Origin of the sequence: Methanobacterium sp. BAmetb5 (assembly GCF_003491305.1) — an archaeon.
GTDB lineage: Archaea > Methanobacteriota > Methanobacteria > Methanobacteriales > Methanobacteriaceae > Methanobacterium.
In genome coordinates this window covers 1970001-1985000 of sequence record NZ_CP022706.1, presented here as the reverse complement: position 1 = coordinate 1985000, position 15000 = coordinate 1970001, and the positions used below count along the sequence as shown (strand labels likewise).

The following is a 15000-nucleotide window of genomic DNA, read 5'->3' as shown; positions in this document are numbered from 1 at the left end:
CCTTAGCATGGGGTGCATCCCAGCCGCCAACAGAAAGTGTGGTTGCTGCCTTGAACAATACCCCCTGTGACACTGGATTGGATTTAAAACTTTTAAATGAGATCAAAAAGTATTTTGAGGAAATACGGGAAAAATACAGTGGAATCATAGACCCGATTACGGAACGAGTGGATACTGACGTGCTACTCTATCAGATCCCGGGAGGAATGCTTTCCAACTTCGTATCACAGCTCAAGGAACAGAACGCCCTGGACCGATACGAAGATGTTCTCGCGGAGGTGCCACGGGTGCGTAAGGACCTGGGTTACCCTCCACTAGTTACACCCACCAGCCAGATTGTGGGTATCCAGGCAGTTATGAATGTTCTTGGCGGGGAAAGGTATAAAAATCCTTCCAAAGAAGTTAAAGAATACCTTAAAGGGTTCTATGGAAGGCCACCAGCACCCATTGACCCTGAAGTTGCCCATAAAATCATTGGGGATGATGAAACCATATCCTGCAGACCGGCTGACCTGCTGGAGCCTGAGCTGGAAAAATTCCAGGAAGAAGGAGAAGAAATGGGAATAATCAACAAAGAAGAAGATGTTCTAACCTTTGCCCTCTACCCAGCAGTTGCTCCAAAATTCCTCCGGGGTGAAACAGAAGAAGAACCACTAGCTCCACCCAAATCCGAGGCTGCTGCTACCACCCCCTCAACCATACCCACAGAGTATCAGGTGGATGTTGATGGTGAAAGCTTCCAGGTTAAGGTGGTTCCCACCGGATATCTGGAAATTGAAGCCTCTGAAATGGCCAAACCTTCCGGTCCAGTGGAAGGTGGTGTGACCTCATCCATGCAGGGAATGATCCTGAAACTAAAGGTGAAAGAAGGAGACAAAGTTTCAGAAGGTGACGTGGTGGCGGTTCTAGAAGCCATGAAAATGGAAAATGACATCCACTCCCCCGAGACCGGAACTGTCCAGGAGATATTCGTGGATGAAGGAGATACTGTGGGTGCCGGGGATACCCTGATGGTTATTAAATAAATACACCATCAAATCCCATTTTTTTAATAAATATAATACCAATCCATCCATATTTTTAATAAATAGATCACAGTACCTTATTTCTATTTTTTAACCTTATATTCCTTTTAAAATAGAATATAATGCAATATTCTGTTTCCTAAGGCAAAAAACATGTCTTAAAAAAAGGTGTAAAATAAATTTGTAAAAAAAATTATTCTCCAATATCCTATCTTATATTACCATTAAGTTCCAAAAAGTATTTCTTCAACTTTTTGAGCCTTTGATTCCATTTCAACAAGTATTAAACCTATTTGAGCTCCGGTCTCAGTTAAAGCAGTGAATATAGCCTTAGAACCCGCAGGTATTAACACAATGGTACCTTTCTCTGTTTTAAGAGATATTTGACCAACAGCACCAGTTTTCATCTGGGTGGAAGCAGCTTCGGCAGCCCCCATTATAGTGGAACAAAGTGCAGAAAATATGCGAGCATCCACATCCGGTGGAGTTCGGGAACTGATAAGAAGACCTTCCTTTGAAACAATGGCACAGGCCTTTATTTGACCTACCTGCAGGAATGATGATAAAACATCGTCTAATTTTTCCTTTTTAGTTTCCATAGTGAACCTCATTGTAAAATATAATCATGAAAAATCACTGGCTCTCCAACGAACCTTCGGGATCATGGTTTATTTCCACCGAAAAGTGGCAGAATGAATAGCCACTGGTCCAGCATCTTACTTCTTCCGCAAAAACTTCTTTATGAGTCAATTCCTTAAGGATGCCGGTAATTATGCCGGTTTCGAAGTAGCAAACTGGTTCCCCAATGTTGGGTAACCCCACACAATCAATACATTCATAAACCATTATATCTATCTTTTTTCCATTTTTTACGTCTTTTTCCGCAAATATATCCAGAATACCTAGTTTATATTTGGCAAAAACTGGGGCAAGATCCTTCACACTTTTAATGAGCCCTTTTTGCACCAGTTGTGAACCGAATTCCATACCACCAACCAGATCAGTACCATGACCGCATTTAACCATTGATACCGGTTTTTTTAATGTTCCAAATCGGAAGGTAGTAACATAAATAGAGTCCAAATCGTTTTCAACATCTTTACTTAAAAAAAGACGTTTCGGATGGATTATATCATCCAAATCCATCTTTTTTCTGGGATTTCGGGGCCCGATGAATTGGCCATTTATCTTTTTTTCACCAGCCATCTCCTCTTTAACCTTGGCACGATAATACTCAATGGCCTTTTTCAGTTCATCTCTTCTCATTGAAGTCCTCACCCTGTTTAATAACTTGAACTTAACTGGGATATCCTGTGTTTTCTATTTATTTTTATAGACCAAATAAACTTAACCCCCCAAGAAAGGTTAGGTTACTCCCATCTATCTCTACCAGTTTTATCACAGTTAATAATCATGATTTTATAGTTAGTAAAAAGATCTTAAGTTTGTTAGGAGAGATGGTTCATGAGTTTGGAAGAGAGTTATTCTCGAAAAATATCGTCCAAGGAAGCGAAGAATGGTATCATATTCGTTTTAAAAGATAAGTTATCATTTTTCCCACCACTGGGAGAAGGTTTCACCCTTAGATTTGAGGGTGTGGCCAGTAATGTCCAGTTAGAGGCATATCCCTGTGTTTGCCGGGGCCCAGATAAACCACACGAACATTATTTCATCCCCTGGAACAATTTACAGGCTGGAGATAAAGTGGAAATTAAAAAAAATCCCTCCAAATCCCAAGAATACTCTTTAAAAATAATTAAAAGGGATATGGAAAACTAGGATAAGGCCACAGGGAGGGAAGATGATTATATGGCATATTCCGTCCTGTCTTCCACACCTGCAGTTTTAAATGCCCTTTTACGCCTCATGCATGATTCACAAGTCCCACAATGTTTTTCTCCGCCAAGGTAACAGGAATAACTGAGGTTCATTGGTGCTTCAATTTCATTTCCCAGTTTTACTATTTCTTCTTTGTTCATCTGGATTAAGGGGGCTTCGATCTCCACTTCATCCCAGGAACCAATTTCCAGAACACGGTTAAATGTCTCTAAGAATTCTGGAGAATTATCAGGAAAGGTCACTGCTTCCTCCAGGTCCCATCCTACAATTATCTTCTCTGCACCCTCTGCCTCGGCAAATGATAAGGCTATGGCGGTGAAAACCACGTTTCTACCAGGGACCCAGACCTTCCGGGCAGTTTCATCACATACTTCTTTATTATCCAGTTCATCCATTTTTAACTGGGGAACCTCTCCTTTACTGGTTAATACTGATCCTCCTAGCTGGGCCAGCCAGGGAAGCTTGATAACGGTGTGTTCCATACCTAATTCTTCACATATTGCCTTCGATGATTTGATTTCTATCTTTGCACTTCTTTGACCATAATCAAAGGTTAATGCATGAACTTTATAACCTTTGACAAGTAATGAGGTTGCTACCGTGGAGTCTAACCCTCCAGAAAGTACGGATATTGCCTTTTTTGATTTTATCATGGACCTTATTCTCCACATATAATTAGACTTTTTTAAACTTTAGTCCTTAATCTATTACGATTAAAGTTACTCACTAGATTTATAAAATTAAGGTTACTCATTTAGATTACTATTTGTGAATTTTACTGTTTGTGAATTTATATCTAAGCCACAGTTGGAATAGATCTGAAGTGAGCAAAGGAGAGTTTTGACATGATTTAGACTGGTTTAGGCTTATAAAAATCACCTTCCTTCTCAAAGCGTTGGTAAGGGAAAAGGTAGTTTAAAGTCTCAGATTCCTTTACCTTTCCATGGGCATCCATCAGGAAGTAGGCAATTATGGCCCCACCACTGTGAGTCATTTCGTTTTGCCAGAACCTTCTTTTGGTCTGGTTATTACCCCCAGCTTTCACTACTTTCAGGTAAAGCATGTCAGCACCAGATTCCAGGTGTGAACCCAGAATTTCCCCTTTCATCAGTTTTTCCAGGCGACTGATGCCTGTTTTTTCATCAACCGAAGCCAGAGCAGTTTCAATTTTTTCATAAACCGTGTTTAAATTCTTTAAGTTTTTAACGTAGTCCTGCTGGGATGCATCACCACTTAAAGCAGCTATTTCCTGGTCTGCTTTACTTTTGCATCTTTTTAAAAGTGATACTTCCGTTAAAAATTTGTCAGGGATGTCGGTTATGAAGGGCGGATATATGGGGTCTATTTCATGCTTCAGGGATCGGATCAATTCGGCAATTAGCGCCTCCTTAACCACTTCCACATCCACTCCCTTGATATCCACGTCAGTCCTGAACAGGGAGGCAAAATCAACAATGGAACTTAAAATTGTTGATGCCCCGGAAATGGGATCAATTGAAAGGGCCCTTATATCCTTCCCTTCAACTTCTGCTTTAATTTCGGTTTTAGATTTAAAAAGTCCTTCGTATTCCTCTTTTAAAAGCAACAACTGTCTTTTAAAGATATTATAGGAAAAGTAGTTGTTGATATCCGCTTCATCACAGATCACTACAGCGGTAATTTCCGGATATTCCTTTTTGATTTTATCACTTATGGTAGACACAATTTGGGTGACGGCCTGGTAAGCCAGAATATGGCACTCAATATTAACACTTTTATCGGCAGTTATGATGCCTTCCGGTGCTTCCACATCAAATGTGGGTAATTTAGCTTCCAGAGTAGCCTTCTGAGCTTCGGCAATCGTTTTTTGCTGTTCAGCCAGTGTCTGCGCCTTTTCCATCTCTGAGGGGTTTAAGGCATTTTTAGCCTCAGCAATCTTCTGTTGAGCTTCATAAATCTTTTTCTCATTCTCCATCCGCTTGCATTTTTGTTCCACCTCTGCATCGGACAGTTCACTCAAATCATCATTGGACATTCATATCACCCCGTTTTACCCCTTCTTAGTTTAAATGTGTACACATTTTTGTTGTTTCATATAAACATATTTTTAGGTAATATGTGACTCATATCCTATTGATTCCATAAGGTTCTTATTACTATAAAAGTTATCCTTACTTTTATTTTTAAAATAAAACTCTAAATATCCCTTATAATCAAATAAAGAGATTATTCCCCTTAATTTAATTGAAAGGAATTTATCAGCTGAAAAAGTAGATGAAAAATACATTAAAAAAAAATACAATTATAGTTACAGCTAAAAAAAAATTGTAAAGATTTAAAAAAGTACAGCTAAAAAGGTATCTGCTGATTTATAAACCTTATCACATCTTTTAGAGGAACTTGAATCTCTTCTGAAACTTTACGAGCATCTTCGTATTCAACGGTGACATTTACTATTTCTTCACCAATTTTGGCAACTTTTACCCGCACTGTCCTGATTTTTCCGTCAAAATCAACTTCAACTGGAATTATTTCCCGGTTTACAATGTTGCGATGAACATAAGGAATGGTTCTAACTCCAAGAGTTCCTGTTTCCCTGATTATAGTTTCAAGAAGAACATTATTCATATGGGATTTACTGATTACTCTTAAAAGATGTCCGGGCCGGTTTTTTTTGGCTATGGTGGGAATTATAGTAACATCCAGAGCTCCCTCTTCCATGAGTCGGTCTACAGTATGCCCCAGCACTTCCCCGGTAACGTCATCCAGATTTGTTTCTAAAATGGAAATTTTATCCGTGGGGAGGGGAGAGTTACCCAGAACTATCCGTAATACATTGGGAAATTCCAATTCCAATTTTCCAGCACCATAGGCCACTTTGCTATTGGTTATCAGAGGATAGAACTGGGAGAATTCATCAACCATGTTCACCATTAAAGCTGCCCCAGTAGGGGTGGTTAGTTCCTGACTGACTGGGCCTCCCAATGCCGGGATATTTTTAAGGATTTCCATTGTTGCCGGTGCCGGGACCGTGAGATTCCCGTGATCACTTTTTATCCGGCCTCCTCCGAGGGCCGGGGGGAGTCCATAAATTTTTTTCCCATTTAATCCCAGTTCATGAAAGGCATAAGAGGCCCCTATTATATCAGCCACGGCATCAGCTGCTCCCACTTCATGGAAATGTATTTTATCCATAGCTACTCCGTGAACCTGGGATTCTGCTATGGCAATGGTTTTGAAAACTTTTTTAGCAAAATTCAAAATGGTAGGTGTTACCTTCTCGTGTTTGATACCATCTAAAGTTTCCAGGAGTTTAGGGTAACTTATGGCCTGGTGATCTGCACATTCAACATTGACCCAGGTGGCCTGGATCCCGGCTTTATCCACCCGGTCTACCTTCACCTTAACCTGGCCAAAATAGGAGCCATAATATTCCATGACTTCAACAACTGATTCTTTATCTGCTCCCATATCTATAAGGGACCCTACTACCATGTTACCAGATATTCCTGCCTGTTGCGGGTCAATTATTACGGTCATGAGTTTAATCCTCCATTACTATAACATCCTGACACTTCAACGGTGCTCAGATATTTTAAAGATGTTAATTGAATATTGGGTACCTTAATCCAATCTTTACTTGGTCTTTTTGGTGTGTACCCCTTGGTTAGAGATATTTTATTATTGTGTATCCCTTGGTTAGATATATTGCTGTGTTTTTTGTGTGGGTTTTAGGGAAATTTTATATAATTGATGGGGGAGTATAATAAAATTGACTCAAAACGAGGTTGTACTCATAACAATGAGGTGAATATAAATGAAGAAGAAACGTACTATTTTGGATAAGAAGGGCTTTGTTGAGAAGATGATGGAAGATACGGCTAAAGCCATTGACAGTATCAGCAAAGACATTGGAAAATCAGTTGTTGACTATACTTTCGTCCCGGGAAAGGATATTCTGGAAACAGACGATAGTGTAATTGTTCACGTGGACCTGCCGGGTATAAAAAAGGAAGACATAGACTTGGATGTCACTGAAACCAGGGTCCGTATCAAAGCGGCTTTTGACATAACTCAGGAAATCAACCGGGGAAGCCATTTAACCCTCCATGACCGAAAATCAGGAGTGGTTAGAAGAACAGTAAGACTCCCCAAAAAGGTCATCCCCCAGGAAGCTGAGGCGGAATATGAAAATGGGGTCCTCAAGGTGGAAATACCTAAACAGGAAAAAACCGAAAGTTTCAAAGTCGAAATCAAATAGGCATTCAATGCCTATTATTTTTTTAAATCCTGATATTTTTTTTAATTCTCATCTAATTCTATTTTTAAATTCCAGTTTTAGTTCCGGGTTCGTATCTTCAATCTACATCACATTTACGGGGTAGATCTACCATGTGGAATGAGTAATAACGGCTGAAACCACAGTCACGGCATCTTATTTTAATATCGAATTCGTCCACTTCGATATCGTGGATGGTGGCATCACCACAGTTGTAGCAGTTGGCTCCCTTTTTCAGTTTCCATTTTTTCACAGCCAATCATCTCCCCTCCTTTTCCACTCCTTTTATAAGGTAGTAACGGGCTGCACCACAGTTGGTACACCAGATTTTAGCCTTGCTGGTATCAATTCTTATTCTTTGGACTGAATTTTCCCCACAATAGAAACAGGGTACTTCTTTTTCAAGTAACCATGTTTCTGCCCTTTCTTTTTCATAATCACTGTGGCTGACTATGATTCTGCGGATAGGAACCTCCAAAATAGTATATTTTTCACCCTCCAGGGCCTGCATTACGGATTCTACTATTTCATCCGTTTTTTCCTCATCTACCACGCTGCAAACCAGCACGGCATCGGTGGCATAGTCCTTGATCAGTCCAATGGCTGATTTTGGGTCCTCTTTAATGGAGAATCCCTTCCAATCCTGGGGAGACATTCCTTTATATTCCAGGATGTAAAATCCAGTAATGCCCGCATCAGCAAGGGCATTCATGGCTTTTCCCAGGTTTTCTACCTCTACAAAGACTCTAAGATGGACTTTCAGTATAACACCCCCATACCTATATTAATGCCCCAAAAACTGTTATTTGAGAATATCAGATTTATTTAAGCTCAATATTCTGCTTTTATCACTTTCTAATAATTCCACTGTTATTTATATCATCAATCATCTAAATATTTATTCGTTCAAAGAGGGGTAGGTGGAACACTGATTTACCAGAAATAACTACATCTGTCACAACCAAAGTAAGATAAATGAAAGTTAGGTAGGAGTAGGTTCCCCTTACTAGAATAACATTCCCCACTTATTTAGGAAATTCTGGGGAAGATTTGCGCATGATGTTATAGATTAGGGTGTTTTTAATGGAAAATAATAATGAATCCAGGTCAATTTACGATTTTATGCAGGAAGCTGGTGTTGAATTACCACAACTGGTAGACGCAGGGTTGGAACTTTTGGCTGGTGTGGAGAAAAATGAAGAGTTGGAATTGAGACTGGAAAAGCAGATCAGGAAGTCACTGGAAGATATAAATGTAGTAGTTCTGATTATAGCGGGAATTCGCGTGGAGGAAGATTTACTTCATCACCGGATTGAAGGTGTGGATGTAGATGATGATCCGGCCTATCTTTATACCGATGAAGTTTTAGGGATGGCTATTGCCAATCAAATCGCAGGTACTAAGGCAATTTTTAATTTTAAAAGGTATGATGAAGCAAAGCCAGGAATCATTGCTACTTTAGGACCCATGCTGGATGATGTTTTTGCTGGTCTGGTGGCCGGTTGTATGTCTAAAATTTTTGAGGAATGAAAAAATGTCCCCGCAGAGTTTTAATGAAATTCCTCCGGAGGATGGTGGTAAAAAAGAGGTTAAACCTCCCCTCAGTGGGCATGGTTTTCTGGGCCTGGTATCATTCTCCACCATCCTACCCCTAAATGTTCACAGCACCATTCAGGAAATGGCAAGGTTCACCTTTATCTGGCCGATAATAGGTGGTTTCATTGGAATTATTGCGGGGTGGTTCGGCTGGCTACTACTTTATGGGTTACATCTATCTCCTCTCTTATCAGCAGCACTGGTTTACAGTTTAGCCATTGGTTTAACTGGTTTCCATCACCTGGATGGGCTGGTTGATTTTGGTGACGGCCTAATGGCCCATGGAGACCCCCAGCGGAAGATTGAAATAATGCGTGACAAGCGGATCGGTACCGGGGGTCTGGCCCTGCTTTTAACTGTTTCTCTGGTTACAGTTACATCCATTGCCTCCTTACCTGCAATTTACATTTTACCCGCCATCTTCGTATCGGAAGTTGCAGCCAAACTCAGTTTGGTGAGTTGTGCAACCTTTTCCCAACCACTGCCCGATGGCACTGGTCAGTACTTCATCCATAACATGGACTGGAAGTTTCTCACCGGATCCGTGGCTTTGACCCTCATCTTAGGATTTTTAGGTTTCAACTTTATGAACATCACCGGTAACTACACCGGAATCATTGGAATACTGGGTGGTCTTGTTTCCGGATTGTTAATGGTTTTTATCACCCGTAAAAATTTCAAATGGACTAATGGAGATATTCTGGGAGCATCAAATGAGATGGGAAGGATGATGTCCCTTTTATTTATGGTTATATTAATTTCAGGAAGTGTTTATTAATGGAAGTTAAAGTTTTACGACTGGATCATCGTCGGGTGCGTGATGCCCGAATCACCACTCATGTTTGCCTTACTGCACGTGCACTAGGAGCATCCGGCGTTTTTTTAAGTGGAGATCACGATAAAAAGCTTATGGAAAACGTTCAAGACGTGGTTAAGCGTTGGGGTGGTGATTTCCAGGTTGAATACCGTAAGAACTGGGGAAATCTACTGGAGGAATGGAAAAATAAAGGAGGAGAAATAGTTCACCTCACCATGTACGGAGAACAGGTACAGGATGTAACCCCCCAAATCAGGAGTTCACCCCGCGATAAACTGGTGGTGGTAGGAGGTTCCCGGGTCCCCAGTAAAGTGTACCAGGAAGCTGATTGGAACGTTTCCGTGACTACTCAACCCCACTCCGAGGTTTCATCCCTGGCCATATTCCTCCACATGCTCTACGATGGCAAAGAACTGGATATGGAGTTTGAAGATGGAGATATGAAGGTTATACCCTCAGCCAAGGGTAAAAATGTGGTGATGAAGAGCAGGGAAGATAAAAGTGATAGTTTGGATGAAAAAAAGGTTACTGAAGATGAGTAAAAAATAACATCCCCCCTATTAATCTTTTCAGGTCATTTTAATTCGGATTATTTTATCATCACCATTCTGGGGCACTCCCCGACCATCACGGTTGGAGGTGGTGATGTAAAGATATCCATTGTGTTCAACAGCCTCTCGGATCCTCCCCAGTTGAGTTAAGGTTGCTTTTTCTCCCATAATTGTCTGTCCATCAGTAGAAAGAGTGAGTTTTCTCAGTTGAGTTCCCCTTAAACCAGCAACATAGAGAGCTCCCCGGTAATAGGCTATCCCTGAAGGAGCAAGTGTTAATTCCGTGTAAGCCCTCATGGGCTTTATATAACCGGTGGCTGTGTTGTTGCCCTCATAAATGGGCCAACCATAGTCTCCACCCCGGGTGATAATGTTAATCTCATCATTTTTGTTTTGCCCGTGTTCAGAGGCGTACATTATCCCAGAAGGACCCCAAGTTATTCCCTGGGGATTGCGGTGCCCGTAGCTATAAACGTAGTTACCAAAGGGGTTGTCAGAAGGTACAGTACCGTCGGGGTTGAGGCGCAGTATTTTACCCGCTAGGGAACTGGTATCTTGGGCCAGGCTGGGATTGGCTGAGTCACCAGTGGTTGCATAAAGTTTACCATCGGGTCCGAACTTCAGTCTACCCCCATCATGGATGGCTGCTGCCGGTATCTTATCCAGGATAACTGTTTCATTGGTTATCTGGTCTCCTTCCAGTTTGAAGCGAGATATGCGATTGTAATCCCCTAAAGAGTAATAAACATAAAAATGATGGGTTGAATTGAAGTTAGGGTCTACAGCGATTCCCAGAAATCCGGATTCACTATCTTGAGTTACATTAACCTGTCCCACGGTTTTGATAGAATTATTTCCATCCAGAATACTAACTTTTCCACCCCTCTGGGTGAAAATCACCCCATCGTCCGGCAAAAAGTCAATAGCCCAGGGGACCTCCAGGTTTTCAGCCAGAATTTCCGTGGTGTAACTGGTTTCATTATTGTTTTGAGGAGCCAAAAAGATGAAAACCAGAAAGATGACTATTAAAATCAGAGAAATAGAAGCAATTGCCAGTATTTTTATTCTCATAGTCTAACCCTATTTTATTATATTTTTCAAGTAAGATGAATTTTTTCAAAAAGAAGCACATTATAATACATTGGTCTTTAAATTATATTCAGGACCCATTCAATAAGTTAAAAAAAATAGGATTTGAGGTTAAGTCCATGATAAAATTAGTTGACCACTTGCTGGTACAGGAAAAACTCACTCTTATCCGGAGGGAAGGAATCGATGGCATCCACTTCCGGGGTGGAATCATTGAGATTGGTCGCTGGCTGGCCTATGAACTAGCCAACACCATGGAGAAGGAGAAGATTACTGTGCAAACTCCTTTAGGAATTGCAGATGGAGTTAAAATTAAAGATAAAGATGATATTGTAGTGGTGAGTGTTTTAAGGGCAGCTATCCCCCTAGTGGAGGGGATAATGAGGGTTTTCAGGAATGCCCAGTACGGGGTGGTGGGTGCCTCCCGCCGGGATGAACCACCATTTCCAGTGGATATCAGCTATTTCAGACTACCACCAGTTGATAATCGAATTGTGGTCATTGCCGACCCTATGCTGGCCACTGGCCATACAATGAACGCTATTTTAAACCGGATTCAGGAAAAGGGCAGCCCCCGAAGAGTGGTCTTGTTAAATGTAATAGCATCCCGGCAGGGTATAGATCTGGTGGAACGGGAACATCCCGAAGTGGAGATATACACCTGTGCCGTGGACCGTGAACTCAACTCTGACGGTTATATCGTTCCCGGGTTGGGTGATGCCGGGGACAAGGCCTTTGGGAAGCCAGAACCCTGAAGGAAAACCAGAACAGATAATTGATTGTCCTATAAAAAAAACATTAAAACTAATAAATAATTAATAAATCGACATTCCATGGGCTACAGCCACTATCCCCGGAAAATCCTTGACTTTTAACCCATGTAAAGCCTCAATACCCTCTTCAGAGAATGCTATCACTTCTGAAGAGGTCATCTTGCTGGTGAGAAGGGCTGCAGCAGGGGGAGTGACCACAAAAATTGATCCCTGTTTTTCCAGTGCTTCCTGTGTTTGTGGTGATAGTGCTCCCTTGCCAATATGCATTTTAACCCCTGCTTCCGATAGTGGGGGAATACTACCTTCTATTTCCGTTTTGTTGCTGCTGGTTGGTGCGATCCCTGCCGGACTTACGGCGGTATGCATGATGGCTGCCCCCTCAACAATAACCGGGCTTTCTCCTTTTTCTATGAGTTTTACCAGGCGGGGGAGTGCAGCATCTCTACCGGTTAATATTTGACCAGTTAGAATGATGCGATCACCCACCTGCAGGTTTTCTATATCCCCAATAGTAAGGGGAGTTTTTAACTCTTTAACTTTTTCCATAGAAATTAATCCCCGGTAATGGTTTCCAGGTCTCTTAAGAAGTCGTTTATGTGTTCTGCTTTCAAATGGGGCATTACTATAACCCTTATTGATCGGGGATAGGTGGCCAGGGACACCGCCCAACCTTTATCTTCCAGTCTCCGGGCCAGTTCTTCAACAGTTATTTCCGGGGAACGGAAGGGTACTATGTTCAGTTCTGGTTCGGTCACCAGTTCAAAGCCCGCTTCTTTAATACCTTCCGCCAGTTTATGAGTGATATCCATGCAGCTGGTGGCAACTTCCCGGTATCCTTCTCGGCCCAAGTGTTTTAAGAGTGCCCAGGTGGCTGCGGTTGCTGCCCCAGTTCGAGTGCCCACCACTGTAGATTGGAGATCTTCGGTGAGGTAGGGTGTTTCGATGGCCATGGCCTCCAGGTGCTTACGTTCCCTGAAAAGAATTCCCCCGGTGGGTATGGGAGCCAGTCCCATTTTATGGGGATCAATGGTTATTGAAGAAACCCCGGGCAGTTTGAAATCAAATTCAGGTAAATCATATCCTGATTCTTTTAAGAAGGGTATGATATAGCCACCAAAAGCAGCATCAACGTGCAGATGAATATCCTGTTCCTGACAGATCCGGGAAAGATCCTCGATGGGGTCTATTTTTCCCAGTTCCGTAGTTCCGGCCACTCCCACAATGGCCACGGTGTTGTCACAAATCAGGTTTTCCACCGATGAAATATCCATACGGTAATCCTCATCCAGCTCTGCCATTTTCAGATCCAGGCATAACATGTCGGCTGCCTTTTTAAAGGAAAAGTGTGCAGATTTAGGGACAATGATCTCGGGATTTTCCACATTTTTAAGGTTACGGGCTGCCCTCATAGCCATGAGGTTTGCTTCTGTTCCACCAGTTATGATATGACCATAGACATCTTCTTTTCCCAGTAACTGGCCCAACATGTTAATAACTTCATCTTCCAGGGCTTTTGTCCCGGGAAATAATCCAGGATCCCCCAGGTTTGATTCTAAAAACATGGCGTAGGCCTTAACTCCCACCGGGTGGGGACAGGTGCACATGGATCCCAGTATTCTGCCGGAGCGATGGGTGAGATCCTTTTCTTTGTATTTCCGGAGCATTTGGTATATCTGCTCCTTGGGTATTCCCTTGTCTTCCATTTTCAATCCCTTAAAAAATAATAATATATTTTAAAATAAATTAAAGGTTTAAAATAAAAAAATAAAGGATTTTTATTCCTGCATCATCTTCCGGGCTGCTTTGAGGAGGAGTTTCTGCTCCACCCGGGCCACGGTTTCGCGTACTGTGGCCACGGCATCGGTGTTAGCTGAAACAGATGTTATTCCCAGTTCCACCAGTTTTTCCACAATAGCCGGCATACTTCCCGCCTGTCCGCAGATACTGGTTTTGACTCCGGCCTTGTTACACTCAATTATAACCCGTTCAATGAGTTTTAAAACTGCAGGGTGACTTTCAGTGTAGAGATCCGCCACATTTTCATTGTTCCGGTCGATAGCCAGGGTGTACTGGGTTAAATCGTTGGTTCCGAAACTCACGAAGTCAATACCTTCGGCGATGAAGTCTTCAATGGTCAGTGCGGCCGCAGGTGTTTCCACCATGATCCCGAATTCAATGTTCTTCTGGGGTTTAAGACCAGCTTGTCTGGCGATCTTTTTAGCCTCTTTTAACTCGTCAGGGTGCTGCACCAATGGTAACATGATTCCTATGTTGGTGTATCCCTGTTCGTGGAGTTTTTTAATGGCCTTAAATTCTGCCAGCAATATTTCTGGTTCATCCAGTTCCCGGCGGATTCCTCTCCATCCCAGCATGGGATTGTGTTCGTAGGGTTCGTCTTCCCCACCATCTAAGGATTGGAATTCATCGGTGGGTGCGTCCAGGGTTCGGTACCATACTGTTTTGGGATAGAAGGTGTCAGCCACTTTCAGGATGTTTTCCACCAGTACTTTAACCAGTTCTGCTTCGTTACCCTCCTGAATGTACTTTTTGGGGTGCACTCCAGTGGTGAGCATCATGTGCTCGGTTCGAAGTAGTCCCACTCCATCTGCTCCAGTTGCAGCGGCTTTTTTAGCTGCTTCAGACATGCTCACGTTAACTTTAACTTCAGTAACTGTTAATGGTGCCTGTAATACCACACTGGGTTGTGCAGTGGTTATTTCTTCTTTTTTGGCAGTTTCCACCAGTAGGCCTTCCCAAACTATACCCTTATTACCATCCAGGGTTACCTGGCTGTTTTCAGGCAGTATGGATGTGGCATCTCCAGTTCCTACCACACAGGGTATGCCCAGTTCACGGGATACAATGGCGGCGTGACAGGTTACACCACCTTCATCGGTGATTATTCCATTGGCCCGTTTCATGGCCGGTACCATGTCCGGAGTGGTCATCACTGTAACCAGGATGTCTCCTTCCTGAACTTTGTCCAGTTCATCGGTGGTTTTTATGATTTTAACAGATCCAGCCGCCATACCGGGACTGGCACCCAGTCCTT

The 15000-nt window shown here is 42.3% G+C and carries 18 protein-coding genes (2 of these 18 running past the window's edge); 7 read left to right on the top strand and 11 right to left on the bottom strand.

Annotation, left to right across the window (positions count from 1 at the left end; all coding sequences use genetic code 11):
* Nucleotides 1-1025, top strand: the 3' portion of a protein-coding gene (gene oadA / locus CIT02_RS09845; protein WP_292612019.1) for a sodium-extruding oxaloacetate decarboxylase subunit alpha. The gene continues 694 nt to the left of window position 1, outside the view; 1025 of the gene's 1719 nt are visible here — the last part of the coding sequence; its start codon lies off the left edge, out of view; the stop codon is at nt 1023-1025.
* 224 nt (nt 1026-1249) lie between these two features.
* Here oadA and CIT02_RS09840 read toward each other — a convergent pair whose 3' ends face one another.
* On the bottom strand, nt 1250-1624 hold the full coding sequence (locus CIT02_RS09840) for a roadblock/LC7 domain-containing protein (RefSeq protein ID WP_292612016.1): 375 nt from the start codon (nt 1622-1624) through the stop codon (nt 1250-1252).
* A gap of 34 nt (nt 1625-1658) precedes the next feature.
* Nucleotides 1659-2291 (bottom strand): V4R domain-containing protein, encoded by a 633-nt coding sequence (locus CIT02_RS09835; protein ID WP_292612014.1) that lies wholly within the window; start codon nt 2289-2291, stop codon nt 1659-1661.
* Between the two features lie 198 nt (nt 2292-2489).
* Here CIT02_RS09835 and CIT02_RS09830 point away from each other — a divergent pair, with 198 nt between their 5' ends.
* Nucleotides 2490-2804 (top strand): hypothetical protein, encoded by a 315-nt coding sequence (locus CIT02_RS09830; protein ID WP_292612012.1) that lies wholly within the window; start codon nt 2490-2492, stop codon nt 2802-2804.
* Nucleotides 2805-2830: 26 nt separating this feature from the next.
* On the opposite strand, the gene queC is transcribed toward CIT02_RS09830, so the two are convergent.
* The 3 genes from queC to larC all read right to left on the bottom strand — a co-directional run bounded on the left by queC (nt 2831) and on the right by larC (nt 6383).
* Nucleotides 2831-3517 (bottom strand): 7-cyano-7-deazaguanine synthase QueC, encoded by a 687-nt coding sequence (gene queC / locus CIT02_RS09825; RefSeq protein WP_292612010.1) that lies wholly within the window; start codon nt 3515-3517, stop codon nt 2831-2833.
* A 197-nt stretch (nt 3518-3714) separates the two neighbouring features.
* Nucleotides 3715-4878 (bottom strand): hypothetical protein, encoded by a 1164-nt coding sequence (locus CIT02_RS09820; RefSeq protein ID WP_292612008.1) that lies wholly within the window; start codon nt 4876-4878, stop codon nt 3715-3717.
* 314 nt (nt 4879-5192) lie between these two features.
* A complete protein-coding gene (larC, locus tag CIT02_RS09815) occupies nt 5193-6383 on the bottom strand; it encodes a nickel pincer cofactor biosynthesis protein LarC (RefSeq protein ID WP_292612006.1) in 1191 nt (396 codons plus the stop codon).
* A gap of 277 nt (nt 6384-6660) precedes the next feature.
* On the opposite strand from larC, the gene CIT02_RS09810 reads away from it, so the two are divergent.
* Entirely contained in the window at nt 6661-7104 is a 444-nt protein-coding gene (locus CIT02_RS09810; protein WP_048072450.1) for an Hsp20/alpha crystallin family protein, read from the top strand.
* Nucleotides 7105-7201: 97 nt separating this feature from the next.
* Here the strand turns inward: CIT02_RS09810 and CIT02_RS09805 are convergent, their stop codons facing one another.
* Nucleotides 7202-7381 (bottom strand): hypothetical protein, encoded by a 180-nt coding sequence (locus CIT02_RS09805; RefSeq protein ID WP_048072451.1) that lies wholly within the window; start codon nt 7379-7381, stop codon nt 7202-7204.
* Entirely contained in the window at nt 7382-7885 is a 504-nt protein-coding gene (locus CIT02_RS09800) for an MJ1244 family protein (RefSeq protein ID WP_292614961.1), read from the bottom strand.
* A gap of 320 nt (nt 7886-8205) precedes the next feature.
* Between CIT02_RS09800 and CIT02_RS09795 the strand changes: the two genes are divergently transcribed.
* Genes CIT02_RS09795 through CIT02_RS09785 form a run of 3 tightly spaced genes read left to right on the top strand, consistent with a single transcriptional unit; the run spans nt 8206 to nt 10077 of the window.
* The gene (locus CIT02_RS09795; RefSeq protein ID WP_292612003.1) at nt 8206-8652 is read left to right on the top strand and encodes a phosphatidylglycerophosphatase A; all 447 of its coding nucleotides are present in this window, start codon (nt 8206-8208) and stop codon (nt 8650-8652) included.
* Between the two features lie 4 nt (nt 8653-8656).
* The gene (cobS, locus tag CIT02_RS09790; protein ID WP_292612001.1) at nt 8657-9496 is read left to right on the top strand and encodes an adenosylcobinamide-GDP ribazoletransferase; all 840 of its coding nucleotides are present in this window, start codon (nt 8657-8659) and stop codon (nt 9494-9496) included.
* Nucleotides 9496-10077 carry a tRNA (cytidine(56)-2'-O)-methyltransferase gene (locus tag CIT02_RS09785; protein ID WP_292611999.1) on the top strand — a complete coding sequence of 194 codons (582 nt, stop codon included), beginning with the start codon at nt 9496-9498 and terminating at the stop codon, nt 10075-10077. Before cobS ends, CIT02_RS09785 begins: the two co-directional genes overlap by 1 nt.
* Nucleotides 10078-10104: 27 nt before the next feature.
* Here CIT02_RS09785 and CIT02_RS09780 read toward each other — a convergent pair whose 3' ends face one another.
* Complete coding sequence (locus tag CIT02_RS09780) at nt 10105-11157, bottom strand: sorbosone dehydrogenase family protein (protein WP_292611997.1); 1053 nt, start codon at nt 11155-11157, stop codon at nt 10105-10107.
* A gap of 137 nt (nt 11158-11294) precedes the next feature.
* Between CIT02_RS09780 and upp the strand changes: the two genes are divergently transcribed.
* Nucleotides 11295-11930 carry a uracil phosphoribosyltransferase gene (gene upp / locus CIT02_RS09775; RefSeq protein WP_292611995.1) on the top strand — a complete coding sequence of 212 codons (636 nt, stop codon included), beginning with the start codon at nt 11295-11297 and terminating at the stop codon, nt 11928-11930.
* A 60-nt stretch (nt 11931-11990) separates the two neighbouring features.
* Here the strand turns inward: upp and CIT02_RS09770 are convergent, their stop codons facing one another.
* The 3 genes from CIT02_RS09770 to ppsA form a co-directional block, all read right to left on the bottom strand.
* Nucleotides 11991-12494, bottom strand: a complete 504-nt coding sequence (locus CIT02_RS09770; RefSeq protein WP_292611993.1) for a fumarate hydratase C-terminal domain-containing protein — start codon at nt 12492-12494, stop codon at nt 11991-11993.
* A gap of 5 nt (nt 12495-12499) precedes the next feature.
* Entirely contained in the window at nt 12500-13651 is a 1152-nt protein-coding gene (mfnA, locus tag CIT02_RS09765; protein ID WP_292611991.1) for a tyrosine decarboxylase MfnA, read from the bottom strand.
* 72 nt (nt 13652-13723) lie between these two features.
* On the bottom strand, nt 13724-15000 hold the 3' portion of the coding sequence (gene ppsA / locus CIT02_RS09760) for a phosphoenolpyruvate synthase (RefSeq protein WP_292611989.1). The gene runs 1018 nt beyond the window's last position; only the last 1277 of its 2295 coding nucleotides appear in the window; the start codon falls outside the window, past its right edge; it ends in the stop codon at nt 13724-13726.

Coding starts and splice junctions, on each gene's coding strand:
- CIT02_RS09770 (WP_292611993.1), bottom strand. CDS start 12,494: ATGGAAAAAGTTAAAGAGTTAAAAACTCCCCTTACTATTGGGGATATA.
- cobS (WP_292612001.1), top strand. CDS start 8,657: ATGTCCCCGCAGAGTTTTAATGAAATTCCTCCGGAGGATGGTGGTAAA.
- mfnA (WP_292611991.1), bottom strand. CDS start 13,651: ATGGAAGACAAGGGAATACCCAAGGAGCAGATATACCAAATGCTCCGG.
- CIT02_RS09810 (WP_048072450.1), top strand. CDS start 6,661: ATGAAGAAGAAACGTACTATTTTGGATAAGAAGGGCTTTGTTGAGAAG.
- CIT02_RS09780 (WP_292611997.1), bottom strand. CDS start 11,157: ATGAGAATAAAAATACTGGCAATTGCTTCTATTTCTCTGATTTTAATA.
- CIT02_RS09830 (WP_292612012.1), top strand. CDS start 2,490: ATGAGTTTGGAAGAGAGTTATTCTCGAAAAATATCGTCCAAGGAAGCG.
- queC (WP_292612010.1), bottom strand. CDS start 3,517: ATGATAAAATCAAAAAAGGCAATATCCGTACTTTCTGGAGGGTTAGAC.
- larC (WP_292612006.1), bottom strand. CDS start 6,383: ATGACCGTAATAATTGACCCGCAACAGGCAGGAATATCTGGTAACATG.
- CIT02_RS09835 (WP_292612014.1), bottom strand. CDS start 2,291: ATGAGAAGAGATGAACTGAAAAAGGCCATTGAGTATTATCGTGCCAAG.
- upp (WP_292611995.1), top strand. CDS start 11,295: ATGATAAAATTAGTTGACCACTTGCTGGTACAGGAAAAACTCACTCTT.
- CIT02_RS09795 (WP_292612003.1), top strand. CDS start 8,206: ATGGAAAATAATAATGAATCCAGGTCAATTTACGATTTTATGCAGGAA.
- CIT02_RS09840 (WP_292612016.1), bottom strand. CDS start 1,624: ATGGAAACTAAAAAGGAAAAATTAGACGATGTTTTATCATCATTCCTG.
- CIT02_RS09785 (WP_292611999.1), top strand. CDS start 9,496: ATGGAAGTTAAAGTTTTACGACTGGATCATCGTCGGGTGCGTGATGCC.
- CIT02_RS09820 (WP_292612008.1), bottom strand. CDS start 4,878: ATGTCCAATGATGATTTGAGTGAACTGTCCGATGCAGAGGTGGAACAA.